The sequence below is a fragment of the Paenibacillus sp. GQ49 genome, assembly GCF_059759055.1.
Window position 1 is genome coordinate 63,691 of sequence record NZ_JCAXEL010000002.1, and the last position, 24,546, is coordinate 88,236.

The 24,546-nt window shown below is 45.9% G+C and carries 24 protein-coding genes; 6 read left to right on the plus strand and 18 right to left on the minus strand.

The window, feature by feature from the left end:
- Positions 1-157: 157 nt before the first annotated feature.
- On the minus strand, positions 158-1,360 hold the full coding sequence (locus AC6CIF_RS04855) for an endonuclease Q family protein (RefSeq protein WP_498198290.1): 1,203 nt from the start codon (positions 1,358-1,360) through the stop codon (positions 158-160).
- A gap of 2 nt (positions 1,361-1,362) precedes the next feature.
- Complete coding sequence (locus AC6CIF_RS04860) at positions 1,363-1,956, minus strand: NUDIX domain-containing protein (RefSeq protein ID WP_051447058.1); 594 nt, start codon at positions 1,954-1,956, stop codon at positions 1,363-1,365.
- A gap of 350 nt (positions 1,957-2,306) precedes the next feature.
- On the opposite strand from AC6CIF_RS04860, the gene AC6CIF_RS04865 reads away from it, so the two are divergent.
- On the plus strand, positions 2,307-2,441 hold the full coding sequence (locus AC6CIF_RS04865; RefSeq protein WP_091028853.1) for a Z-ring formation inhibitor MciZ: 135 nt from the start codon (positions 2,307-2,309) through the stop codon (positions 2,439-2,441).
- 161 nt (positions 2,442-2,602) lie between these two features.
- On the opposite strand, the gene AC6CIF_RS04870 is transcribed toward AC6CIF_RS04865, so the two are convergent.
- Positions 2,603-3,736, minus strand: a complete 1,134-nt coding sequence (locus AC6CIF_RS04870; protein ID WP_498198293.1) for a M20/M25/M40 family metallo-hydrolase — start codon at positions 3,734-3,736, stop codon at positions 2,603-2,605.
- 264 nt (positions 3,737-4,000) lie between these two features.
- Here AC6CIF_RS04870 and prli42 point away from each other — a divergent pair, with 264 nt between their 5' ends.
- Positions 4,001-4,102, plus strand: coding sequence for a stressosome-associated protein Prli42 (gene prli42 / locus AC6CIF_RS04875; RefSeq protein ID WP_017687624.1), 102 nt, complete (start codon positions 4,001-4,003; stop codon positions 4,100-4,102).
- A gap of 26 nt (positions 4,103-4,128) precedes the next feature.
- Here the strand turns inward: prli42 and lipB are convergent, their stop codons facing one another.
- From lipB to lpdA, 5 genes are all read right to left on the minus strand, one after another.
- On the minus strand, positions 4,129-4,836 hold the full coding sequence (gene lipB / locus AC6CIF_RS04880; RefSeq protein WP_498198294.1) for a lipoyl(octanoyl) transferase LipB: 708 nt from the start codon (positions 4,834-4,836) through the stop codon (positions 4,129-4,131).
- Between the two features lie 112 nt (positions 4,837-4,948).
- Positions 4,949-6,394: a dihydrolipoamide acetyltransferase family protein gene (locus AC6CIF_RS04885; protein WP_498198296.1), complete on the minus strand. Its 1,446-nt coding sequence runs from the start codon at positions 6,392-6,394 to the stop codon at positions 4,949-4,951.
- A 47-nt stretch (positions 6,395-6,441) separates the two neighbouring features.
- A complete protein-coding gene (locus tag AC6CIF_RS04890; protein ID WP_017687621.1) occupies positions 6,442-7,428 on the minus strand; it encodes an alpha-ketoacid dehydrogenase subunit beta in 987 nt (328 codons plus the stop codon).
- A gap of 2 nt (positions 7,429-7,430) precedes the next feature.
- Positions 7,431-8,459 carry a thiamine pyrophosphate-dependent dehydrogenase E1 component subunit alpha gene (locus AC6CIF_RS04895; RefSeq protein ID WP_017687620.1) on the minus strand — a complete coding sequence of 343 codons (1,029 nt, stop codon included), beginning with the start codon at positions 8,457-8,459 and terminating at the stop codon, positions 7,431-7,433.
- A gap of 139 nt (positions 8,460-8,598) precedes the next feature.
- The gene (gene lpdA, locus AC6CIF_RS04900) at positions 8,599-10,023 is read right to left on the minus strand and encodes a dihydrolipoyl dehydrogenase (protein WP_498198299.1); all 1,425 of its coding nucleotides are present in this window, start codon (positions 10,021-10,023) and stop codon (positions 8,599-8,601) included.
- A gap of 224 nt (positions 10,024-10,247) precedes the next feature.
- Here lpdA and AC6CIF_RS04905 point away from each other — a divergent pair, with 224 nt between their 5' ends.
- Together AC6CIF_RS04905 and AC6CIF_RS04910 are read left to right on the plus strand one after the other, a co-directional pair.
- The gene (locus AC6CIF_RS04905; protein WP_017687618.1) at positions 10,248-10,565 is read left to right on the plus strand and encodes a DUF2627 domain-containing protein; all 318 of its coding nucleotides are present in this window, start codon (positions 10,248-10,250) and stop codon (positions 10,563-10,565) included.
- A 63-nt stretch (positions 10,566-10,628) separates the two neighbouring features.
- Positions 10,629-10,976 carry a potassium channel family protein gene (locus AC6CIF_RS04910; RefSeq protein ID WP_498198301.1) on the plus strand — a complete coding sequence of 116 codons (348 nt, stop codon included), beginning with the start codon at positions 10,629-10,631 and terminating at the stop codon, positions 10,974-10,976.
- 8 nt (positions 10,977-10,984) lie between these two features.
- On the opposite strand, the gene AC6CIF_RS04915 is transcribed toward AC6CIF_RS04910, so the two are convergent.
- Positions 10,985-11,197: a hypothetical protein gene (locus AC6CIF_RS04915; protein ID WP_498198303.1), complete on the minus strand. Its 213-nt coding sequence runs from the start codon at positions 11,195-11,197 to the stop codon at positions 10,985-10,987.
- Between the two features lie 176 nt (positions 11,198-11,373).
- Between AC6CIF_RS04915 and AC6CIF_RS04920 the strand changes: the two genes are divergently transcribed.
- Positions 11,374-11,973, plus strand: a complete 600-nt coding sequence (locus AC6CIF_RS04920) for a thymidine kinase (RefSeq protein WP_062835251.1) — start codon at positions 11,374-11,376, stop codon at positions 11,971-11,973.
- A 120-nt stretch (positions 11,974-12,093) separates the two neighbouring features.
- Here the strand turns inward: AC6CIF_RS04920 and AC6CIF_RS04925 are convergent, their stop codons facing one another.
- The 5 genes from AC6CIF_RS04925 to AC6CIF_RS04945 form a co-directional block, all read right to left on the minus strand.
- Entirely contained in the window at positions 12,094-12,570 is a 477-nt protein-coding gene (locus tag AC6CIF_RS04925; protein ID WP_017687614.1) for a hypothetical protein, read from the minus strand.
- A 534-nt stretch (positions 12,571-13,104) separates the two neighbouring features.
- A complete protein-coding gene (locus AC6CIF_RS04930; RefSeq protein ID WP_237174561.1) occupies positions 13,105-13,755 on the minus strand; it encodes a hypothetical protein in 651 nt (216 codons plus the stop codon).
- A gap of 396 nt (positions 13,756-14,151) precedes the next feature.
- Positions 14,152-15,189, minus strand: a complete 1,038-nt coding sequence (locus tag AC6CIF_RS04935; RefSeq protein WP_498198306.1) for an NAD(P)/FAD-dependent oxidoreductase — start codon at positions 15,187-15,189, stop codon at positions 14,152-14,154.
- Positions 15,190-15,348: 159 nt separating this feature from the next.
- Complete coding sequence (locus AC6CIF_RS04940; protein ID WP_498198307.1) at positions 15,349-17,322, minus strand: AraC family transcriptional regulator; 1,974 nt, start codon at positions 17,320-17,322, stop codon at positions 15,349-15,351.
- Between the two features lie 266 nt (positions 17,323-17,588).
- On the minus strand, positions 17,589-17,753 hold the full coding sequence (locus AC6CIF_RS04945) for a hypothetical protein (protein ID WP_498198309.1): 165 nt from the start codon (positions 17,751-17,753) through the stop codon (positions 17,589-17,591).
- A 127-nt stretch (positions 17,754-17,880) separates the two neighbouring features.
- On the opposite strand from AC6CIF_RS04945, the gene AC6CIF_RS04950 reads away from it, so the two are divergent.
- Positions 17,881-18,693: a hypothetical protein gene (locus tag AC6CIF_RS04950; RefSeq protein WP_498198310.1), complete on the plus strand. Its 813-nt coding sequence runs from the start codon at positions 17,881-17,883 to the stop codon at positions 18,691-18,693.
- A gap of 186 nt (positions 18,694-18,879) precedes the next feature.
- Here the strand turns inward: AC6CIF_RS04950 and AC6CIF_RS04955 are convergent, their stop codons facing one another.
- From AC6CIF_RS04955 to recN, 4 genes are all read right to left on the minus strand, one after another.
- Positions 18,880-19,836 carry a GGDEF domain-containing protein gene (locus tag AC6CIF_RS04955; protein WP_498198311.1) on the minus strand — a complete coding sequence of 319 codons (957 nt, stop codon included), beginning with the start codon at positions 19,834-19,836 and terminating at the stop codon, positions 18,880-18,882.
- 415 nt (positions 19,837-20,251) lie between these two features.
- Positions 20,252-21,058, minus strand: coding sequence for a sporulation transcription factor Spo0A (spo0A, locus tag AC6CIF_RS04960; RefSeq protein WP_017687607.1), 807 nt, complete (start codon positions 21,056-21,058; stop codon positions 20,252-20,254).
- Between the two features lie 195 nt (positions 21,059-21,253).
- A complete protein-coding gene (spoIVB, locus tag AC6CIF_RS04965) occupies positions 21,254-22,582 on the minus strand; it encodes a SpoIVB peptidase (protein ID WP_498198313.1) in 1,329 nt (442 codons plus the stop codon).
- Positions 22,583-22,702: 120 nt separating this feature from the next.
- Positions 22,703-24,421, minus strand: coding sequence for a DNA repair protein RecN (gene recN / locus AC6CIF_RS04970; RefSeq protein WP_076215806.1), 1,719 nt, complete (start codon positions 24,419-24,421; stop codon positions 22,703-22,705).
- Positions 24,422-24,546: the final 125 nt, after the last annotated feature.

The following is a 24,546-nucleotide window of genomic DNA, read 5'->3' on the forward strand; positions in this document are numbered from 1 at the left end:
AACAACCTTTCGATCGCTGTTATCCCCAGATTTTTTTCATTCCTTTTTAAAGGGGAAATCCGGGGATAAAGGCGAACGCTCCGCTTCTTCAGGTTCTTTCTGTCACCTCCGTTATGTGTAAATGTTTAATTCAATTTATCTAATCTGAAGATTTCACCTAAACAGTAACCTTTCCGTACGTGCCTCCACCCCCGGAGGATAGCTCCAGCTGCCCGTTCCGTGCGGCCACGATCAGGCCTGATAACACAGGTCCAACAACCGCAGCAAGCTCTTCCTCACGCGTGCGATGAAGTACATTCATTTCCGTACCAAAATGGTCCAGTAGCTGGCGCAGTTTGGCTTTGCCAAGACCGGGGATGAACTCCAGTGGTACCTGATAATGATAAGCCGGTCTATTTGCAGGAACATGAGGACTCTCTCGATCAGAGATCGCCAGGATGCGATCCAGCACCCCCTGCACCAGCTTCAGACTGCCACAGTGCGGACAACGCTCTGCTGACATCGCTTGCTCATCCATAATGCTGCCACATGCTGCACAGTAGGTACGATGATATTTGCCCAGCCTTGGATTAAGTCCATAATTGGCCGCAATTTTCCTGCCGGCTTCTCCTTGGAGTGCCATACGGAACTCATCAAAAGAAGGTGCAGCCACTTGCAGTTCATTATACTCCCGTCCAATCTTACCGAGCGAATGAGCATCCGAATTGGTTAGAAACGGTACATGGTCCAACTCCCGAATATAACTGGCCATGGATGAGTCCGAGCTTAACCCCAACTCTACCGCATCCACGAGACTAGTATCCAATACATCGCCCATACGGGGCGCCGTACTGCCATAGATGCCTTTATGCGGTGTAAACACATGTGCAGGTACAATAAGCCCACCACGTGCCTTAATCTCGGCCTGCATCTCTAGAGCGGGCACGTAGACACGCTGAGAACTGAGATTCACATTTTTCATATAACGTTTCATCCAGTCCGTGAAGGACTTCATCGTTTTCAGATCACGGAAATACGCCAGCATATGGAACTCACGCATTTCAGGCTCGCGCAACTCAATCTCTGTACCCAGCAGAATGGTGGTGTCCTGATAGGCAATGCCGCCGCCCTCAATCTCGGACATGGTACCACTCTCCAGCAATTGTTCAATATCCAGCTGTACAACCGGAGAATGACAATCAATAACACCAAGCAAATGAATTCCTTTGCGATCCGATGCTTCCCGAGCAATATTCTCAAATGTCAGATCGCGACTGCCGCTGATTTTAACGGCCTCACCGCGAGAGGTTCGTCCGATGTGAATATGCAGGTCTGTATAACAGGGCTCCCACGTCGTGGACATTTCCAGTTGGTCTTGCATGCCTAGAACCGTCCTGTCGTTCTGTAGAGGTCCCACGCGTATACAGCCATCATCGTTTTGGCATCACTAATCCGATTCTCATCCATGAGAGCGTAGGCTTCCTCCAGAGTTATTTCGGCAACTTCAAGGAATTCATCTTCGTCCAGCGCCATGTCCCCTGCTTCCAACTCTTCAGCGATGTATAGATGAATGATCTCATCTGCGAACCCCGGTGACGTGTAGAACGAACGCAAATGACGCAACGACTTGGCCACATATCCCGTCTCTTCTCGCAATTCACGTGCTGCGGCCACCTCCGGCTCTTCTCCCGGGTCCAGTTTCCCCGCAGGAATCTCCACTTCGGTGCGTCCCATTGCCTGACGATACTGATCCACAACAAGCATGCGATCCCCGTTTAGTGCAAGTACAGCTACAGCACCAGGATGCCGGATAATCTCACGTGTAGCCGTTTGTCCGTTTGGTAGCTTTACCGTATCGACCTGAAGTGAAATCACTTTTCCCTCGAAGATCGGCTTGGTGGATACGGTCACTTCATCCAGCTTTGGATTGGCAGGTTGCGCTGCGTGGATGGATTGGGCAGATTGGTTTGGTTTCATTGGTTCTTCAACTCCATATCGTAGGATTATATATAAATGGACTAAAAATATTTACACTAACCACTCCAATGACAGAACAACCCTTCGATCGCTGTTATCCCCAGATTTTTTTTGATTTGTTTCTCTAATAGATAAAATTTGGTGATAGCTTATGCTTACGATGCAGCTTTCTTTCAGAAAGCTTTTAGGCGAACGCTCCGCTTCTCTTGGTTATTTCTGTCCTCTCCGTTCTTGTATAAAGGGATTAGCTCAATTTATACATTCGATTAATGTATAAATCTCTGATTTTGGGCATATGGTGAGCGTATAGAATTCTCACAGCAAATATAAACGAAACAGGGGGACTTTCGATGAACAGTTATATGACGCCTCAATCCGTACACGTGGTAGGACAAGCCCGGCAAGTACAGCTCATACTCAAACAATGGTTGCGCGAGTGGGGCCCGGATGCCAAGTTAGTCGATCTGCTCGCTGGACGCAAATGAATGGGTCATCGATCCATTCATCCATTGATTCAATTTGACCCTAAATTAACGAGTTTTCTCCCTTGAAATATAACATGAATTCACAAAAAGTCCGAATCCGATACAGATAGACCGGGTTCGGACTTTTGTCTAACAACATGTGAGGTAACATGTGCTCTATATTATTTCTTGTCAGCTGCCGTTTCCTGAATAATAGCCACGACCACCTGGGACAACTTCACAATATCTTCAGCACGAATGCGTTCTTTGGTTGTATGAATATCCTCATACCCTACCGCCAAGTTCACTGTTGGAAGGTTGAATCCGTTAAAGATATTGGCATCACTGCCACCACCGGAAGCAAACGTACTTGTCTCCAGCCCAATACTGCGGATGGCACGCTGTGCAAGCTGCACAACTTCGTGTTCATCATGGAAACCAAATGCAGGGTAAAGGATCTCACTTCTGAATTCAGCTGTTGCACCGTATTTGCGACATGTCGTTTCCAACGCGTCACGCATCTGTGCAACCTGCAATTCAACTTTCTCCTGCACAATACTGCGAGCTTCCGCTTCAAGCTGTACAAAGTCACATACCACGTTGAGTGCTGATCCACCCTGGAATTTGCCAATGTTTGCTGTTGTCTCATCATCAATTCTGCCCAGTGTCATCGCTGCAATTGCTTTTGCGGCAACCTGAATGGCGCTGATCCCGTCTTCCGGATTCACACCCGCATGGGCAGACTTACCATAGATACTCATTTGAATTTCAGCTCTCGCTGGTGCAGCAACACAGATCGTACCTACAGCTCCATTAGAATCCAGCGCATAACCGAACTTGGCATCGATATCCTTTGGATTCATCGCACGTGCGCCCACCAAGCCAGACTCTTCGCCGACCGTAATGACAAATTGAATTTTGCCATGCGGAATGTTGTTTTCCTGGATCACACGAATCGCTTCGAACAATGCCGCAATCCCAGCCTTGTCATCTGCTCCCAGGATCGTTGTTCCATCACTGCGGATCCAGCCATCTTCACCCAGTTCAGGCTTGATTCCCTGTCCGGGCGTCACGGTGTCCATATGACATGTGAAAAAGATCGGTGCAACCCCTTCTGTTCCTTCGGCTTCCCAGGTAATGACGAGGTTTCCGGCGCCATGCCCGGTTTGCTCCATGGTATCATCCTCATAGACATGAAGACCGAGATCTGTAAACTGTTCTTTTAACACCTTCGAGATGTTCTGTTCATTTTTCGTTTCACTATCAATCTGCACCAGTTCCATGAACAGATCGATAACACGTTGTTGTTTAATCATAGGACTTTCCTCCCTCTCGTGGATACGGTACAATACAATTACTATGGCTTGTTTACTTTATGAGGTTGTTAAAAAGTCTGCTTTTGATTACGAAGGATGCCTGGCGGCATCCTCAGCATCGAATATGGAATTCAGCCGAAATGTCCGTTGCTCACGTAGTTTTCCTACGCTCCGCTACTCCATTTCTAGCTTCATCCCATCTTCTTGGTACTGAAAACCAGTCTTTTTGAACACACACTTTATGTTGAAAGGAGTTCTCTCATCATGCAAAAAAAGAAATGGTTCAAAATCATCATCTATCTCATGCTGATCGCCATGATCGGGTCCACCCTTTTCATAGCTCTCGAACCGTTGTTGTTCGGATAGCAACCCAAAGCCTTTCGACGATCTGTTTACAGACGTTGAAGGGCTTCTTTTTCCGTGACCCAATTAATCTGATATGGAAAAATACGATTAAAGTACGGAACAATTTCCTGCGCTACCTGCTCCACTGCATAGGACTTACCCGTTATATCCTCCAGTGAGGTAACGCCATACTGCTCAATCCCACAAGGAACAATCCCCTGAAAACCTGCATGTTGAATGCCTGAGCTGATGTTAAAAGCAAACCCGTGACTGGTCACAAAACCGCGGCGGTGTTTGCAACGATTAAACTTGATGCCAATTGCAGCAATCTTCATATCGCCAACCCACACACCCGTGTAACCCTCTTTGCGTCCGGCTTCGATGCCCTGGTCTGCGAGATAATCCATAAGTACCTGCTCAAGTTTCCGTAAATAGCCGTGCAGATCCAGGTCTTCATCCCGACCAAGAATCAATAACGGGTAACCCACCAACTGGCCCGGGCCATGATAAGTAATATCACCGCCGCGGTCAATTTGAAACAAAGAAATCCCTTGCTCACGCAACTCTTCCGGACTGAGAAGCAGATGCTCCGGATGATTTTGTGAGCCGATCGTATACGTTGGTGGATGCTGTAAAAGCAGCATCTGCTCCGCTCCCTCGCCCTCGTCCAATCGCTGCACAATCGCTTTCTGGCGGTTCCAAGCCTCTTCATAATCAAGCATTGGTATGTATGCAACATCCAGCGGCTTGCTCATGATTCCCCACACCCTTCTGCTTCAGGTTCAGTGTACAATTGAGCACCTGTCCGTAGACAGCAGGAAAAGTGCACGGCCTCCGGCACATACACTTTCCCAACAACAATTTTACTTAATACACCTTGCTCTCCATGGTGTATCCTTCAAGGTTTTCTTTGACACGTTGCAAGAAACGTCCGCTGATTACGCCATCCAGGATTCGGTGATCCAGGGACAGACACAGGTTAGCCATCGAGCGAACAGCGATCATATCATTAATAACCACTGGTTTCTTGACAATCGACTCGAATGTAAGAATGGCTGCCTGCGGATAGTTAATGATCGGCTGGGACAGGATCGAACCAAATGAACCGGTGTTGTTCACCGTGAACGTACCACCTTGCATATGGTCCAGCTTTAACGTACCTTCACGTGTTTTGCGAGCCAGTTCATCCACTTCACGGGCCAGACCTGCGATATTTCGCTGATCAGCATGTTTGATTACGGGTGTAAGTACAGAATCTTCGGTTCCTACCGCCATGGACAAGTTAATGTCTCGTTTGACGATAATTTTGTCCACTGCCCATACCGAGTTCATGATTGGGTAGTCTTTAATCGCGTTAACGACTCCCTTCATCATGAAGGACAGATATGTCAGATTGATGCCTTCCTTACGCTTGAACTCATCCTTGAGTTTATTGCGCAGCATCACAAGGTTTGTTACGTCCACTTCGATCATCGTCCATGCATGCGGGATTTCCGATACGCTCTGACGCATGTTCCGCGCAATGGCATTACGCACAGGGGTAACATCGATGAAATACTCCGATCTTCCCTGGCCGCCCCCTTCCACTTCGATCTGTGGAATTTTCGGGCTTTCGGTCAGATGGATGCCAGAATGTCTCACAGGAACACCTGCATCGGATGCTGAGATCGCTTCTCCGGCCGTTAAACCCATTTCGCCATTTCCACGATTCACTCCGCTGAATGGAGAAGCAGACGGTACGCCAGAAGGCGCATGCTGTACTGCTGCAGATGATGCTTGTGCAGACGATCCAGCCGCGTTACCTCCTTGTGCAACAAATGTCAGCACATCTTTGCGGGTAATGCGACCACCGGCCCCAGTACCTTGGATGCTTTGCAAGTTCAAGCCATGCTCTGCTGCCAAGGATTGCACTGCCGGGGAATACCGATTACGCATCGGCTGGTTAGGATCATGTCCTGCTGTATTTGACGCGGCAAGAGGAGTGTGGCTCGCATGTTGCTGCACTTGCTCCTGTTGCTGCGATACTTGTGTTACTTGCTCGGCCGCTTCTTCATCGGTAGCAGCGACCTGCATGCGGCAGATTGCTTCACCAACCGCAATCGTTGTGCCTTCTTCCACCAAAAGGTCACCCATAATTCCATCCACAGTGGATGGAATCTCGGCATTGACTTTATCGGTGATTACTTCACAGATCGGCTCGTACTGTTCCACGCGGTCGCCCGGTTTTTTCAACCATTTGCCTATGGTAGCCGAGACCAGCGATTCCGCCAATTGCGGCATAATGACCTCGATCCATTTCATACGTTCAGCCATTTGATTATCACTCCAAACTTTACTTTTAAACGATCCAAAAAACGAAATTAAAACTCGGCCAGTGTACGCATTGCTGCTTTGGCTTTGTCCTTGCTCAGCATGTAGAATTTCTCCAATGTTGGGCTAATTGGCATGGCCGGCACGTCAGGTCCGCAGAGACGCTGAATCGGTGCATCCAGTTCAAACAGACATTCCTCACTAATAATAGCGGCAACCTCGGCACCTACACCACCGGTTTTGTTATCTTCGTGTACGATCAGCACCTTGCCTGTCAGACGAGCGGAAGCAATAATGGCTTCGCGATCCAACGGTTGCAATGTGCGCAGGTCCAGAACGTGGGCTGTAATGCCCTCTTCCCGTTCGAGTTCCTCAGCAGCCTGCATCACAAAATGCAATGGCTGGCTGTAGCCGATCACGGTAATATCGGCACCTTCACGAAGTACGTTGGCTTTGCCAATCGGAACGATGTAATCATCTTCAGGCACATCTTCCTTGATAAGCTTGTAGCATTTTTTATTCTCAAAAAAGAGTACCGGGTCCGGGTCGCGAATGGCCGCTTTGAGCAATCCCTTGGCATCGTATGCCGAGTAGGGAGCTATAATTTTCAGACCAGGCGTACCAAAGAAGATCGATTCCGGACATTGGGAGTGGTACAACCCACCGAAGATCCCGCCACCTATCGGCGCGCGGATGACAATCGGACAACTCCAGTCATTGTTGGAACGATAGCGAATTTTCGCTGCTTCACTAATGATCTGGTTCGTTGCTGGCAGCATAAAGTCCGAATATTGCATTTCGGCAATCGGCTTCATGCCATACATCGCAGCACCAATGGCTACACCTGCAATAGCGGATTCAGACAACGGTGTGTCCATCACCCGCATTTCGCCAAATTGATCTTGCAACCCTTTGGTTGTGGTAAACACACCACCTTTGAGACCTACGTCTTCACCAAGGATAAAAACATTCTCATCCCGTTCCATCTCTTCTTTCATCGCGAGACGGATTGCATCAATATATTCCATCACTGCCATCCTTACCGTCCCCCTTCTTCGCTGTCCGCATAAACGTGCGTCAGAGTGTCCTCAGGTTTCGGATATGGCGCGTTGTCTGCATATTCAGTTGCTTCTTTCATTTCCAACGCAAGCTGGGAAGCCAGATCCGCATCCCGGGCTTCATCCCAGATGCCGCAATCGATCAAGTAGTTTTTCATGCGAGGAACGCCATCTTTCTTCCAGTTCTCCTCCACTTCCTCTTTGGTCCGGTAAGCCAGATCATTGTCGGAGGTGGAATGAGGAGACAACCGATACATCATCGCTTCAATAAGTGTCGGGCCTTCTCCAGCAATGGCACGGCGACGTGCTTCCTTCACTGCAGCGTATACTTCCAATGCATCGTTACCATCTACACGCAGTCCGGGGAACCCGTATCCTTGTGCTCGATCGGATATTTTGCCGCTCAGCTGTTTGTGAATCGGTACCGAAATTGCATACTGATTGTTCTCACACATAATTATGACAGGCAATTTATGCACACCTGCAAAGTTGGCTCCCTCATGGAAGTCACCCTGATTGCTTGATCCTTCGCCAAAGGTAACAAAAGAAACAAATTCTTGCTTCTTCATTTTGGCAGCCAGTGCAAATCCAACAGCATGCGGAACCTGTGTTGTAACCGGGCTGGAACCCGTCACAATCCGTAGCTTTTTGTGACCGAAGTGACCCGGCATTTGCCGACCGCCACTATTCGGATCTTCTGCCTTCGCAAAAGCAGACAACATCAACTCACGCGGAGTCATGCCTACCGCCAGTACAAAACCGTAATCGCGGTAATAAGGTAAATAATAATCGTGATCCCGATCCAGACCAAAAGCAGCGCCTACTTGCGCAGCTTCCTGCCCTACACCGGATACGTGAAAGTTAATTTTGCCAGCCCGTTGCAAGAGCAAGCAACGCTCGTCAAACTTGCGCGCGAGCAGCATGTATTTGTACATATCCAATACTTCACCATCGCTAAGTCCCAGCTGTTGATGCCGGTGGACCGCGTCTGCAGTACCTTGTGAACTCATATGAGGTACCTCCTTTTAATCAGAGCCTGTGCCACTCTTACTACCCGATCTTATAACCTGGTACTAAGACTTGGCTTAACCTTATTATAATCCCTTTTACCCAAAAAAGGAAAGGACCTTTCTCATAAGCTTGTTTGGCTTACATTCCAATGGCCTTTCCATCGACCGCCAACATGGCTTCACCCATAATTTCCGACAGAGAAGGGTGCGGATGAATGGTTTGTCCGACTTCCCAAGGTGTGGCATCCAGCATCTGAGCCAGAGAAGCCTCAGCGATTAATTCCGTCACATGGGTGCCAATCATATGTACCCCCAATATATCATTCGTCTTGGCATCTGCGATCACCTTCACGAATCCATCCCGACTTCCGTGAATAAGCGATTTGCCAATGGCCGAAAATGGGAACTTCCCTGTTTTAATATCATAGCCACGTTCTTTGGCTTCTCGCTCGGTGAATCCGATGCTTGCTGCTTCCGGACGTGTATACACACAGCGCGGGATACGGTGGGATTCTACGGCATGTACCGTTTCGCCCGCCAGATGATCCACAGCGAGAATGCCTTCATGACTTGCGGCATGTGCAAGCTGTAAACCGCCGATGCAGTCACCAATGGCGTAGATGTGACCTTCGCCGGTCTGTAACTGTTTGTTCACAGCGATGAACCCACGCTCCAGTTTGATATCTGTATTTTCGAGTCCGATATTTTCGACATTAGCCTGACGTCCAACCGACACGAGCATTTTCTCCGCTCTTAGCGTTTCCTGCTTATCTTCACCAAGCTGCACATCAATCTGGATGCCCTCTTGATCCGTGTTATATGTTTCCGTTAGAACAGTGGCGCCTGTCAGGAAACGAACACCTCGTTTGCCGAGCAATCGCTGCATTTCTCTGGCAACATCCTCATCCTCGGCAGGCAACACGTGAGCAGCTGCTTCTACTACTGTGATCTCTACGCCAAAGTCATTCAACATGGATGCCCACTCCAGTCCAATCACACCCCCACCGACAATGATGAGTGATGCAGGAAGTTCATCCATACGCAGGGCTTCGTCGCTGCTCATAATAAACTTGCCGTCCGGTTCCAGGCCCGGCAGCACACGAGGACGCGAACCAGTAGCAATGATGAGATTGGTTGGTACAACCGTATCCATCTCGCCATCTTCGAACTCTACAGCGACTGCTCCGCTCTGCGGTGAGAAGATGGAAGGTCCGATGACGCGACCTTTCGCGTGTACAACCTGGATCTTATTTTTTTTCATCAAATATTGAACGCCTTGATGGAGCTGTTCGACAATTGCATCCTTGCGCGCCTGTACTTTGGGAAATACAAGTGTGGCTCCAGCGGTCTCGATACCATACGTCTCGCTCTCCTGGATCTCGGCGTATACTTCCGCACTTTTCAGCAAAGCTTTACTCGGAATACAGCCACGATGCAGACAGGTTCCGCCAAGCTTGTCCTTCTCAATGATAACGACCTGTTTTCCCAGCTGTGCAGCCCGGATCGCGGCTACATATCCACCGGTTCCTCCTCCAAGAATTGCAACATCACATGTAATTGGCATCTCTCATGCTCTCCTCTATGAATCAAATTTCAATATAATTTATGATGGCTTAAATCATGGTTTAGCTTATACCCTCTATATGCCATTGTACTCTCCTTGAGCTGTCAACTCAAAGTTTGAAGCAATCACACATGGACAGCCTATGCATTCCAAGCTATGATGGAATCAGGTATGATCTGTAAGCGTAACCTTTATTTAATGTCGACTTTGGCAGAAAGGGTATAATGCTCATGAATACAAGATTGGTCTTTGCGCGATTTTTAGCAATTGTTGTTCTGGTCATCCCCGGGTTAATGGCAATGAAGGGTTTTCTGATGATGAAAGATGCCCTGTTCCTATATTATGCCGAGCACGGGAACGAACTGATTTCACCAGGGTTCCAGTGGCTTTCCTTTGGCGGTGGACTTGTCCTTTTTGCCGCAGGTATGAGTTTTCTGGGAGGCTGGATCCTGTTCCGTGACCGCAAGCGTAATTATGTAGGTCCCCGTTTCCGGTCCAAAAGTGTACCCGAAAAAGCAGAGACGCCCGGAAGGACTCCATGAGTCCGGGCTTTTTGTGTGTTTATACAACACACCGCCTACTTTACATAGACAGGATGGATCATCATGGTATCATTTCTAATCACGTTACAACGATTGCTCAAAGGCATTTTCCATGCGTTCAAAGACCCTAAGTTTCTGGCTCTGTTCGCGTTAACGGCAGCAACGTTGCTGTCAGGCACTTTATTTTACATTCGTGTTGAAGGTCTGCACTGGATCGATGCGCTATACTTCTGTGCGGTTACCCTGACTACGGTGGGACATCCTGAATTTGTGCCATCCACCGGATTCGGCAAAGCCTTTACCGTAATCTACATGTTTGCAGGCATTGGGCTTACCTTTGCCATGATTGCCAGAATTACAGCAGGTATTCTATTCCCTCGCAAATTAAAGACAGAAGAGGACCCGGAGTAATCTCCGGGTCATTCGTATAAGGCATCCCGCAGTTTTGTAGACATACGTGATTCTTTGGAAGAAGACTTCAAGATCGTTCTACGCAAGGTAAGGTTACTTGCCTGCAGTCTCTCCGCTTCTGCGAACAGTTCTGCAAATAACACCTGCGCCGCTTCACCCAGAGATCCCTGTTCTTTCAGGCTTTCATATCGCTCTTGAAGTGATGTTAATGCTTCACTCATACTAAACACCTCTTTTCACAACTCCTGTTAACTAGCTGCCGTAACCAATACCTTAACAATCCATATAGTAACACAAAGCTGCGCAGATTAGTTCTGGCTCTTTCCAAAGATTTTGTGGTACTCTGTAAAGGTCGCTTTTTTTGTTGAATCCCGTATGTGAGAGGAGTAGCAGCACCGTGCAAACAGGACGTATTACCGTAATTACTGGACCCATGTTCAGTGAAAAATCCGGTGAACTCATTCGCCGTTGTCAGAAATTAATACAATTTGGCCGTAAAAAGGTTGTGGCCTACAAACCAGCCGAGGATGATCGGTTTGCCCAGGACGAGATCGTAAGCCGAATTGGTTACCGACTCCCTGCCCATTCCATTCCCCGGCAATTAACCCCGGAATCCGTAGAAATGATCTTGAACCAAACCATAGATGCTGATGTTGTTGCATTTGATGAAGTACAATTTTTCAGCAGTGCCATTATGGAACTTGTCTCGGAGTTAGCGTATTGTGGCAAACATGTCATTGTGGACGGACTTAATATGGATTACCGTGGTAAGGAATTTGGATATGTCGGTGGTTTGCTTGCCATGGCAGACGACATTGAGAAACTCTCGGCTTTCTGTGCGGTATGTGGCAGCCCGGATGCAGCCTTTACGCAACGTATCGTCAATGGGGAGCCTGTTACCTTGGGTCCGGTTGTCATGATTGGCGATTCAGAAGCTTACGAGCCACGCTGTCGTTGCTGCTTCATTCCTCCTCACAAAGTTGAATGCTCATCATAATTCCTAAAAGATCGATCTAGATATCTTCCAAAAAGGCCCCTTGGGGCTTTTTTTGTTATAGAGCAAACATTCGCACAAAAAAGCACCGCTTCGCAGCGATGCTTCCAGAGTCACTTCCCGCTAGTCCCGGGAAACAAAATATTTGTTGGTCATGTAGTAAGCGTCACCACGCGACGTTTCCACCATTCCTTTTTTGGCATCCAAAAATACAATTTCTTTACACTTTGTACAGTACCATTTTGTGCGCTTGTATGGGGATTCCGTCACATAAGCCGTGCCACATTTACAATCAATCTTCATTAATAACTCGGTTGATTTATAAGCACTGGACAAGCGTTCCAGGTTATCCTGCTGCTGTGTAGGCATAATGGTCTGCTGATAATCCGATAAATGATTTTGAACTTTAAAGTCTGCTACCAATCCTGCATTCAATCCAAAAAACTCCTTGCCAATTTCGGTCACGAAGCGCTTCTCATTTCTGTAGCAATCCAGCCACTCAATAATCTGCTTATTAGACAGTGGAACCGTACCCTTGATACCGCTGTTTAAGGTGTAGGTCATGATGTATAAAGTATCGTCTTGTCTACCTGAGTACATTAGAATCCTCCTTCGAATACATTTGCTAATGTACTACAAAAACGCGCATAAATCAAAAAATTCTTATTTCCTGAGCGCATCTCTTCTTATTAAATGGGAAACATTCCACGTTCATCCGCCAAAGACTTACAAGAACTGCATACACCTGAAACATTTCCCTGTGGCGCCGCATAATGCACGACCGATTTAACGTTTTTCTTGCATATGGAACAGTAGTGCCTCCTTTCCTTTTTTGGGATATATTCCGATAGCTTAACCACGTTTTTGTTCGGTCGGAATCGTTGTAAGAAGCCCGGCCATTTCATCTCGCTTCACTCTTTCTTGTTCGTCTACTTCGTAGTCATTTTTTTACTCTGGGCTAAAAATCATCTCGTCTTTTTTTATGTATACGATTCCAAGTTGTGCGTGCCTATCTCATAATCTATTCGACGTTTTGAGCGTTTTTCCTGTTTTTAATCTCTACACATATAAAAAAAACCGACAGAACCTGCTCTCCTTTTTTTCGGAAGAACAGTATTTTAGTCGGTTCCATCCTTATTTATAAAAAGTTCCCAGAACGTCCAGCTCTGATGAGCGCTCAATTCGAAATGGATAGATATACCCCTGATTCATTCGGGTAAATTTGCGGCTCCACAGATCCAGTCCCGATGTGAACTGATAGGCCTGATATATAAACTTAGAGCAGTAATTGCGCTCAATACTGCGCAGATTGGTCTGCAAACGGTAGAATTTGACCTGCTTGTAATGGTCATGTACCCACCCGGCTGCTTTCATGCCTGCCTCATTCAGTCTGGAACGGAATACAATGAAACGATCTCCTTCATAAAATCGCGTGAGATACCACTCTAATGAATCAGCAAATACAGGCCCATAAGGGTGCACATGATACACCTTGCCATCGAGACCGATAATGCCCATATGCCCGGCGTAATAAGTCGATTCCGAGCTTGGCGTGTACACAATATCCCCTGGCTCTAGCTTCATTTCGCCCAACACGTTAATAGGCAAGTCCTGATGCAGCCGTTTGGCTGCTGAACGTTCACGCCGCCCTTCCACCAACAAGCGATGAAGCGCACCAGCAAGTGCGAGATATATTTCAGACCATTTGATCTTTTTTTTATCAGATCGTTTGAACCACCGCTGGATGAAGGCGAAACCTCGTTGTGGCTGTGATCCCTTTTTCATACGCTGCACTCCACTCTGATCTAGTTATTGTATCTATATAAGTTGAAATAAAGTTTATTTACACTGACACTACGATGACAGAACAATCTTCCAATCGCTGTTATCCCCAGATTTTTTTCGATTCCCTTTTTCTTAAGGGAAAATCCGGTGATAAAGGCGACCGCTTCGCTTTTTCAGATTTTTTCTGTCCTCTCCGTTATCGTGTAAATTATTATTTCAATTTATATAGTTGTTATTCTACTGTTTCTCAGGCTTATTATAGACATTTGGTAGTGTATATTCAATTCGGCAACCATTGTATCTGTTGAAATTATGCCTTCTTATTACCCATTTTATGCAAAAAAGATGACTTCGGAATGAACCCGAAGTCATCTTAATATAACCGATCGAAGACCTTTATTCTTCTACAACCCCAAGGGCTTTATTTTTCTCCTTAAAGCGACTGTTATGGGAAGAAACATAAGCCACTTTTTCCGCTTCAGGGTCCATATAAAGCTTCGCACTGTTCACCGCTAGGGCTGCATCAGTGAAAGTTCCAGCAATCAGATACAGTTTGCTACCATAATCTACAAAATCACCTGCGGCAAATACGCCAGGAATATTGGTTTGTAATCTCTCCGTTGTAGTGACATGCCATTCGCCAAGATCAAGTCCCCAATCCTGGATTGGACCAAAGTCACTCTTCATGCCGTGGTTTACAATGACAGCATCGACTTCAAGCAGTTCAGTTTCACCTGTGTCCACGTGTGAGATGGTTACCTGTTCAATCACATCACCACTCATACTATGTAGTGTCTCTACCGCGTAAGGTGTACGGACATCTACAGAGGATTCTCTCATACGCAGTACATTACGCTCCAACCCGCCAAAGCGGTCACGACGATGCACAACCGTAACTTGCTCTGCCAGGGCTTCCAGTTCATTCGCCCAATCCACAGCAGAGTCGCCTCCACCAGAGATCAGCACGCGTTTACCGCGGAATGGCTCCAGTTCTTGCACGGTATAGTGGAGATTGCTAACCTCGTAACGGTCTGCACCTTCAAGCTCCAGCTTGGCCATTTTATATATACCATATCCGATTGCCATAATGACGGTACGTGTCCAGTGTTGCTCACCTGTTGCAGAAGTTAACAGAATTGTGCCATCAGGTTGACGCTCGAATCCTTCGATCTGTTGTTCAAATACGAGGGTTGGCTCAAAAGTCCTTGCCTGTTCTTCCAATTGTTTGATCAGATCTTCACACAGAATTGGCGTCACACCCCCGACATCCCAGATCATTTTCTCCGGATAAAAGAGCATGCGACCTCCCAATCTGTCACGTGCCTCAATCAACTTGGTCTTCATATCCCGCATGCCGCTATAAAAGGCAGAGTACATGCCCGCAGGGCCACCGCCGATAATGGTTACATCATAAAGTTCCAACTGCTGATTCATATTAAAAATACCTCCGTTAATTCGATCCAGAACATCGAGTATTTGATATCGATTCTCATTATCACTTAAATCCTAGTGTAATGGTAATCTTATCAAAATACAATGGCTAAAAAACAAACATTTCTTGTACAAAAATTCTACGAACACATCTGCTCTTTACTATTGCGCTCTTGGAGCCGCCAACAGCTTTTCAACGACAAAATCAAGTTGTTTATTAATTGAATAGATATCCGAATAATAGAAGAAATCGAAATCAATCTCAATTAGGCGACCTTCTTTAACAGCCGGGATGCTACTCCATATTGGATCATCCTTAAGGTTATCTGCCCCTTCATAAACCGAACGAAACACGTAGTCCCCGATATACTCAGGCAGTACTTCCATGGATAAATTGGTGCCTCCAGCTTCCGAAACTACATCAATTTTCTTTTGTACCTCTTCAGGTGCTTTCATCCCCAAGTATTCATATAGTGCCTGAGATCCTCGGCCATATTGCTTGCTCTCTACAACTACCATACCTTTCAAACCGCCCTCTACAATGGAAACCGTTTTGTCCAATATGCCTGCATCTGCTAGTGTTTGCTTACTCTCTTCGACTTTGCTATTGAGATTATTGATTAATGTCTCAGCTTCCTGTTCTTTGCCAAAAATACTCGCTATACTCTGGAGTCTTTCTTCTGTTGTCATTTTCTCGTATGGAATATATACCGTTGGTGCGATATCCTTTAACAACGTATACGTCTCTTCTGAAGGAACAATAATTAGATCCGGATCAAGGTCAATGACAGCTTCAGGATTCGGTTCGAACCAGGTGCCTAGTGAATTTACACCTTCAAGCTCACTCTTGTAGGCAGCCCCGTTAAATACTTCAGATGTAGCAATTGGCTTAATCCCAAGCGCAACGACGTCTCCCTGGAGATACAACACAACAACCCGTTTCGGATTCGCTGGAACAACTACGTCGCCCTTAACCGTTGAGACCGTGCGTGTTTCATTGTCTTTATTCGTCTGGCTTCCTGTGTCTGATGATACTGCCGTACTGCTGTTATTGGAACTGGCACCCGTTCCTTCGCCAGCTGCTGGTGTTGTTTCTGTACCTGAAGAGCAGGCTGCGAGGAGCATCGTTATGCTCAATAATGCAACCATAATCATACTGGAACTTGTTTTTCTTCTTTTCATTGGTGTAGACCCTCCGTCTATATATTGATAATGATTCTCATAATCAATATATCCCGACTTCCATCTTCGGCCAATGGACGATTCAGAGATTACCAATGGACGATCCTCTGCTCTCGCTTCTTCTCTTATCTTTCGTTGATACTGAATCGGAGAGATCCCCACATGTTTTTTGAAGATACGACTAAAATAATACACATCCGAATAACCCACTTCTGCTGCAATTTCACTCAGCGTTGCATCAGATCGTACAAGCAGATTCCGAGCCTTGGAGATTCGAGTCTGAATTAAATAATCAATGGGACTGTAACCCGTCTTTCGTTTGAATTGCATGGATAAATGTCGGGAGCTGTAGTTGAACTGTTCAGCCAGGAAATCAAGCGTCACCTGTTCCCTATAATGGTTCTGTATATAACGAAGTGTTTGTTTCACCGGGTCAGCAAGCTCTGTTTTGATCTCCTGCTCTGCCAACTGAACCATCATTTCATGAATGAATTGGTAAAATAAACTTTTGGTATGAAGCAGATCCAGACTGCCAGATTGAATCCATGCACCCTCAAGCTCATCAAGGTAACGTAACAACCCCAGCGGACTACTTGGCGTAAATCCATATTGCAATGAGAACGGTGCAACCTCTGGCTGTGCCAATAACCACTTTTTACGATAACTAGGAAAGGCAAGGAATGCTCTGTAATAGAGCAGAATATATTCGAAATCTTCGTTGGTTTGGATATCCAGTGAAGATCCTTTCGCCCCATGAAGCATGTAAAATCGCTCTGCCTTGTATGCTCTTCCATCCAATTGGAGGTCAGCCGACCCTCGAATCGTATATATAAAACCATTTGCCGGAAGTGTGTAGGAACTCAGTTGTGCCCCTGCCTCCATAACGATTCGGCGTATATCCAGAACCTTAACAGCGGCATGATTCCAGCATTTCATCTGTTCGTCTAATTGCATCAAATACTCTCCAATCCCAACCTCCACCCGGAACAAAGGCCTCACAAGGTCATCATTCTGCCACACATCCGATAACATATGCGTAGCAGAGGTTCACTAATATACCTTTATTATAAATGATAATAATTTTCATTATCAACTGTAATTTTAGGCTGGAATTGCATTTCTTCTTATCATACAGTACTCGTTACTTTATTGTTGTTCAGAGGCCTTTGTAAACCACGCGGCCAATTCCTCCGTCTGATCTTAACGGCATCCAGTGAACTCTAGACCAGTTTGGAGTTCAAATCTTTCAGCGTCAGATTATCATAGAACTGCATGACCGACACTTCTGCTTCTGGAACGATAACCATACTGACCCGTTTCTTGGCATCTGCAATTCTGGGGTCATAATCGGCTAACCATGTCTCAGATTCTTTTTCTTTATTCAACGCTTCACCGAAATAGGCCTACATAAATGAATCCATTCTAACGAAGCAATTGATCTTCAATTACTTCTCTTAACATCCGATATATGTAAATAGAACCATGATAAAGAGTAGAAGGAGAACAGAGGATATGAATTCAATCTCATCTGCAACCAAAAGCAGTTTCACCCCCGGGAATCAAGTCTCGAATCGGGATAAAGAAATTCAGGGACTCATGCAGCAGAAGATCCGGCTCAATGAAGAAATGCAAGGTGTAAAAACCAATGACGAGTTGGATACTAAAACCAAAGCTCAGCGAATTAAATCCTTAACAAGCTCCATATCCCAGATCGACAGCCAGATTGCCCAAATTAAAGCTGAAGAATTGCAAGAAAAGAACAAATTAAGACAGCCCGAAAAAACTCAACAGCAACAACCCAAACCAACCGACGAGGCACAAGCCCCTTCACTCGATCACCTGATCAAGCATAGTCAGACTTATGATCAATTGGGTAAGTTGGTCGGTTTGCGGGATCGCATGCAGGGCTCCATTCAGACCACGGAAGGAGAAAGCCGCTTCGACCGACTTGTCCTGGAGATTAATCCTCCTACAAATGATCTCGATCCCGGCAAATCAATGATGTTGGAAAACTCAGAGCGCACCGTCTTTCAGGCAAAACGAGAGGTTGTTCAGGACATCAATTCTCAGCTCAACAAGGTCAATCAGAAGATTGGGGAACTGGTGGAAGAGATCCATCAGCCCGCACCTAAAAAGGGAGTACAACCACCTATCTCTACAACATCTGGAGAAGAAGAGCAGGAAGTAAATGAAGGAAAGAAAACGGGAAGTAAGGAGCACCCATCAGATGGCAGTTCCACAGATCAGGAATCCGGAAACGGCCCGCAAACTACGGCTTCTACATCTCCTGCTGCTTCATATCCATCCGTCGATATTCGAGTCTGAGTACGCATTGATCAAACATATTAATATGTATACATAAATGAGGTTGAAGTGTTTTCGCAACACAGCACTTGAATCACATCACATAATAGATAAACCGCTATTACAGGTGAATAACTCCTGATAAATAGCGGTTTTTCTTGTATCTTTAACGTTTGTAGCTGTAGCTACTATGAGTATTTCTTATCTCTAGCACGGAGTACCAGCGGTATCATTTGCACAGATGATACTGCCAGCAATCGCTTTACAGCCTTTTTTGATGCGTGTGGCCTCATCAATTATCTGATCTATGTTTTCATATTTTCCCTTGCTGTTGGTTACAACGGCGATGGATACCGACACGAGAGGAATGGGCCGATTTAGCCCGGAACGTCCTTCCCCCAGAACATATTGTTGATGCCAATCATGTTCGTTGTAGAATGTCTTTTTCATGTCCTCAAAACCTGAGATGACTTCCTCACTAATATATTTGTAATCATGGTGATTCAGGATTGTAATAAAATCATCACCACCGATATGTCCAAGAAAAGCTTCAGGGGGAACAAATAACTTGCGAAGCAAGTTAGCTGTCGCCTGAATAAGCTGATCCCCCATTTTGAAGCCGTAGCTATCATTGTAGGATTTGAATTGATCCAGATCAACGTACAGTACGCTAAATTGGTCCATCTGAAGAGCCTGAGACAGCCTTTCATCTATGATATGATTACCTGGAAGACCAGTCAGCGGGTTCATAAAAATTGCCATTTCAGCCCGTACATCAGCAACAGCGAGTAGCAAACGTCGAATACTCACAGCTCCAAAGAAACTTTCCCCTGACGTGACCAACACAAGATCATATATTTCTCCTTCATCTCGGTCCATGGCTAGAACACTGACATCTGTAATCTGTTCCGAATAGTCCACGACCAGTGCCTGCGTGTTCATCACCAGTTCTACAGGACGTCCCATATACAGATTATAGCCATACTGGGTGCCAATCTGCTGAAAGAATTGGGGCCTCATCATTAATGACACACCCTTCTCCCCCATAACAGCTATACCTTCGAGACTGGGATTGGACTTGAAAAGATGATAGACGATATCACATTTTGTATCAGATTGTACTACAGGAATTGGTTCAGCAATCTGGCCTATTTGCGTAAACATACTATTCTACTCCTCTGTTCGTAGCATCTAATCCAACTTTTTAAATATATATATAGGTCTTTGTCAATGGTCACATCGTACCACTTTCTACTTGAAAAAGCGTTAACTGAGGGTAAAAGTTTATGAATTGTTTCCTTTTCTGAATTTTGCTATAGGGAGATTTCTTTAATGCAGAAACTTTAAATTCAATGCAAAACTAAATTACATCATCATGTTCTGTGTTATTTCGTTATGCAAAAATACCGTCAATTATTGGATATCTTGAATCCAATAATTGACGGTATTCGTTGGCATATATTACAGAAGTTTATCGGTATGAAATGAACGAGTTCAGATATAGGCCGCCAAAATTCATTTGGCTAGAACATATAAAGAAATCAAACTATTACTTGCCTACTCACTACTCCTGACCCTTTCAGCTTACCTTGTGCTCAATTCTCAGCTTGTCAGCAACCATCGCGATGAACTCGCTATTTGTTGGCTTCGACTTGCTGATGTTGATCGTATAACCAAACAAGTGGCTGATGCTGTCGATGTTACCGCGAGTCCATGCCACTTCAATGGCATGACGGATGGCACGTTCGACGCGGGATGGCGTGGTTTTGAATTTTTCGGCAATCGCCGGATACAGTGTTTTGGTGATGGCTCCCAAAATTTCGATATTGTTATACACCATCGTAATCGCTTCGCGCAAATACTGATATCCTTTAATATGCGCAGGAACGCCGATTTCATGTATGATGGACGTAATATTTGCATCCAGATTTTTGTGTTTGCCCATTGGCACAACATTGGATTTCATGAACATGGATGATCCGCTGCTTGTGGACATCGCTGTCTGTGTTCCCACCAGTTGACGCACACGATTCGCAAGCACTTCCATGTCAAACGGCTTGAGAATATAATAAGAAGCTCCGAGTTGCACGGCACGCTGTGTGATATTCTCTTGTCCGAATGCCGTAAGCATAATGACTTTAGGCTGTGGAGACAGGTTCAGGTCGCGCAAGCGCTCAAGCACACCCAGTCCGTCCAGGTGAGGCATGATAATATCCAGAATCAATACATCCGGCACATCCCGAGTTTGCTCCAGCAATTGCAGTACTTCTTCTCCATTGTATGCAATACCGGTTACTTCCATATCTTCCTGTTCAGATATATATTCGGCAAGCAAATTCGTAAATTCACGATTATCATCGGCCAGCAATACCTCAATTTTTTGCAAAACGGTATCCTCCTTTAAATTAAACATCGTTTCGTACATTTCCTTACACGTTTAATTTTCGACACAGCGAGTTAAATTCCTCCTGTCGAAAATTATTTTTCTTTATTTTTTTTTCTTGTTCCTATATAATAAATAATTTATTTCATTATCCGATATATTATGTTTGCTTTCGACAAAAAAGAACCTCAGGGCTGTTTAACCAGCCTTGAGGTTCTTATCGTTTTCCTTTTTCATCAAAACGCCAGCATCTTGTAACATCCATTCAATGAAGCAACCGTAACCCGATTTTGGATCATTCACGAATACATGAGTAACTGCACCAATCAACTTACCATTTTGTACAATGGGGCTGCCACTCATCCCTTGAACAATGCCTCCGGTCTTATCCAGCAGTTTCGGGTCCGTGATTCGAAGTACCAGACCTTTTGTTGCTGGTTCGGTTTGATCTGCCACATGAACAATGTCAATGGAGAAGCGTTCAACTTGTTGACCGTCAACCACTGTAAGTATTTCGGCCGGTCCTTCTTTGACTTCATGAGAAAAAGCGACGGGAATACCTTTCGAATACAAACTGTGCTCAGGATTTCCGGACATTTTACCAAAGATGCCAAAAGCCGTATTACGTTCAATATTGCCCAAAATTTTGCTTTCCTTGAGGAAATGAGCACGTTTTTCACCCGGATCACCGGTCTCACTTTTAGAAATGGACGTCACATTGGACTGAACAATCTGACCACTACCCACAACAATAGATGTTTGTGTGTTCATATCTGTAATCACATGGCCCAGTGCGCCGTATACGCCCTGATCTGGAGCATAGAAGGTAAGTGTGCCAACACCGGCTGCAGAATCACGAATATACAATCCAAGCCTCCACGCTTGATCCTCGGAGTCATACGCCGGAGTTAATCGTGTCTTCACCGTTTCCTTACCACGTTTTAACACAACATCAATACCTTTTTTACTTTTACCTGCAAGTTCAACGGCTTCAGAGACACCTGCCACGCCATCAAGACGTTTACCATCCATATGCGTAATCAGATCTCCGAGCTTAATGCCAGCCGTTTCTCCTGGCGATACACGCTCATCCTGCCCAGAATGTACCAGATGATGACCTACCACCAGAATGCCTGCCGATTTAACTTTGACGCCAATCGTTTGACCCCCGGGTACAACACGCAAATCCGGTATCACATTCACATGGACTGTTTTGACCGGAATTTTACCCCACAACTTCAACGTTAATTTGGCATGTCCCGTCTGTTGGGGGTGAAGATGCAAAGGTTGTTGCCTGGTAACATGCATCGCTGCCTGATCATCCAAACCAACGATATCAGGACGATCTACAACGGCGCTTGAAGCAGCAGGTACAGCGAGCCGGACATCCGCTTGCCTGCCAGCAAACACCTGCAATTCATCCGGCAGTGAAGCATAACTTTGCACAGGCTGAATGGCCTGGCTAATCACACAAAGAAAGAAGGCAAATAAAAGACCTAGCAATTTCTTCCTGAGGGGGGAATTCAATGGCTGTCACACTCCCTTTGCTTCTTTCGCTTGACGAAAGGTGGTCGCCAATTGCGTACCTTTAAGATAACCTCGCCCCCAGGCTTTTATTACTGTCAATCATTACGCCAGCCGTCCGTTTCACCCTTTTTTGGCTTCCGCCAAATTCAGCATTTCCTGTGCGTGATGCAGTGTTTTTTCTGTAATTTCCACGCCGCCCAACATACGTGCCAATTCCTTCACTCTGCCTTCGTCTGACAGCGATTCCACCTGCGTCATCGTCCGTCCATCGTAGACATGTTTCTCAATGAGATACTGATGATCTGCCATACAAGCCACTTGTGGTAAGTGCGTTATTGAGAAAACCTGACAAGTCGAAGACAAGCGGAACAGTTTTTCCGCAATGGATTGAGCTGCTCTACCGCTAACTCCGGTATCAACTTCATCAAAAATCAACACAGGTATCCGGTCATGTCGCGCAAAGATACTCTTCATCGCCAGCATCATTCTCGACAACTCACCACCTGAAGCAATCTTGCCAAGTGGTCGTAATGGCTCGCCCGGGTTCGGTGAAATCAGGAATTCCGCATTGTCCGCGCCCTGACGATTCAGACGAATACGACGTCCATTCCATTCAATGCCCTTAGGATCTTCGAAAGGAGTAATCTGAACACGCAGTGTAGTCCGCTCCATTTGCAGATCCTTGAGCTCGCTTTCCACCTGTGCAGCAAGTTCCTCGGCGCATTGTTTGCGAACCTTGCTGAGTTCTTCAGCAGACTCCATCACAAGGTTAAGCATTTTGTCACGTTCAGCTCGCAATTTCTCCAGCCGTTCGTCCTTGTTCTCCAGTTGGTCGGTTTCATGGCTAATCTGCTCATAATAACTCAGAATAACTTCAACACTGTCCCCGTATTTCCGTCTGAGGCCAGAAATCAGATTCAGCCTTTGCTCCACTTCTTCCAGCCTTGCCGGATTAAATTCAATCTTCTCCCGGTAATCCCTTAACTGAAATGTCGCATCTTCCAATTGATAAAATGCGGATTGCAGCTGTTCTACGATTGGTTGCAGTCCTTTGTTATCATATCCAGAAATGTCTTCAATTCTTGAAAGAGCAATGCTCACTGCTTCAAGCCCGCGTTGACCACTGAGCAGATCATATGCACCAGCAACACTGTCCATCATTTTCTCACTATGGGATAGTTTGACCCGTTCTTCCCCGAGTAATTCATCCTCGCCTCGTGTAAGGCTTGCCGCTGCGATCTCCTCAAGCTGAAAGCGATACATGTCCAAGAGTTGATATGCCCGCTGACTGGACTCCTGAAGCGCACGCAGTTCCTTTTCCGCCGTGATAAACTTGCTGTAACGCTCTTGATACGTCGCTTTGACAGGTCCGATGACTTCGGAGCCATAAGTATCGAGAAGCCCCAGATGGCTCTCTGCACGAAGCAAACTCTGATGTTCATGTTGTCCATGAATATTGATCAGCTTCTCGCCTACTTCCCGCAGCATGGTCAGATTGACCAATTGTCCATTAATGCGGGACGTACTCTTCCCCTGGGTGTTCAGTTCACGTCGAATGACCAGATGCTCTTCAGGCTCACAATGGATACCCAGCTTCTCTAATGTCTGCCATACCGGGTGACTCTGCTCCATCTCGAACAAGGCTTCCATCTCTGCCTTATCACAACCGTACCGGATCAGATCCGCTGAACTTCGTCCACCAGCAATTAAGCCAAGTGCATCTATAATAATCGACTTACCTGCACCCGTTTCCCCTGAAAGTACATGGAATCCCGGGTGGAATACAACATCCACTTCTTCCACCACAGCCAGATTACGAATCGATAACGTAACTAACATCTGCAAAAACACCTCCGGATGACTAACTCAGAAATTATGTTTTTGAACCATTGATTTTAAGAGGTTGTTCAAAAAAGTCCGCTTTTGATTACGAAGGATGCCTGGTGGCATCATCAGCATCGAAT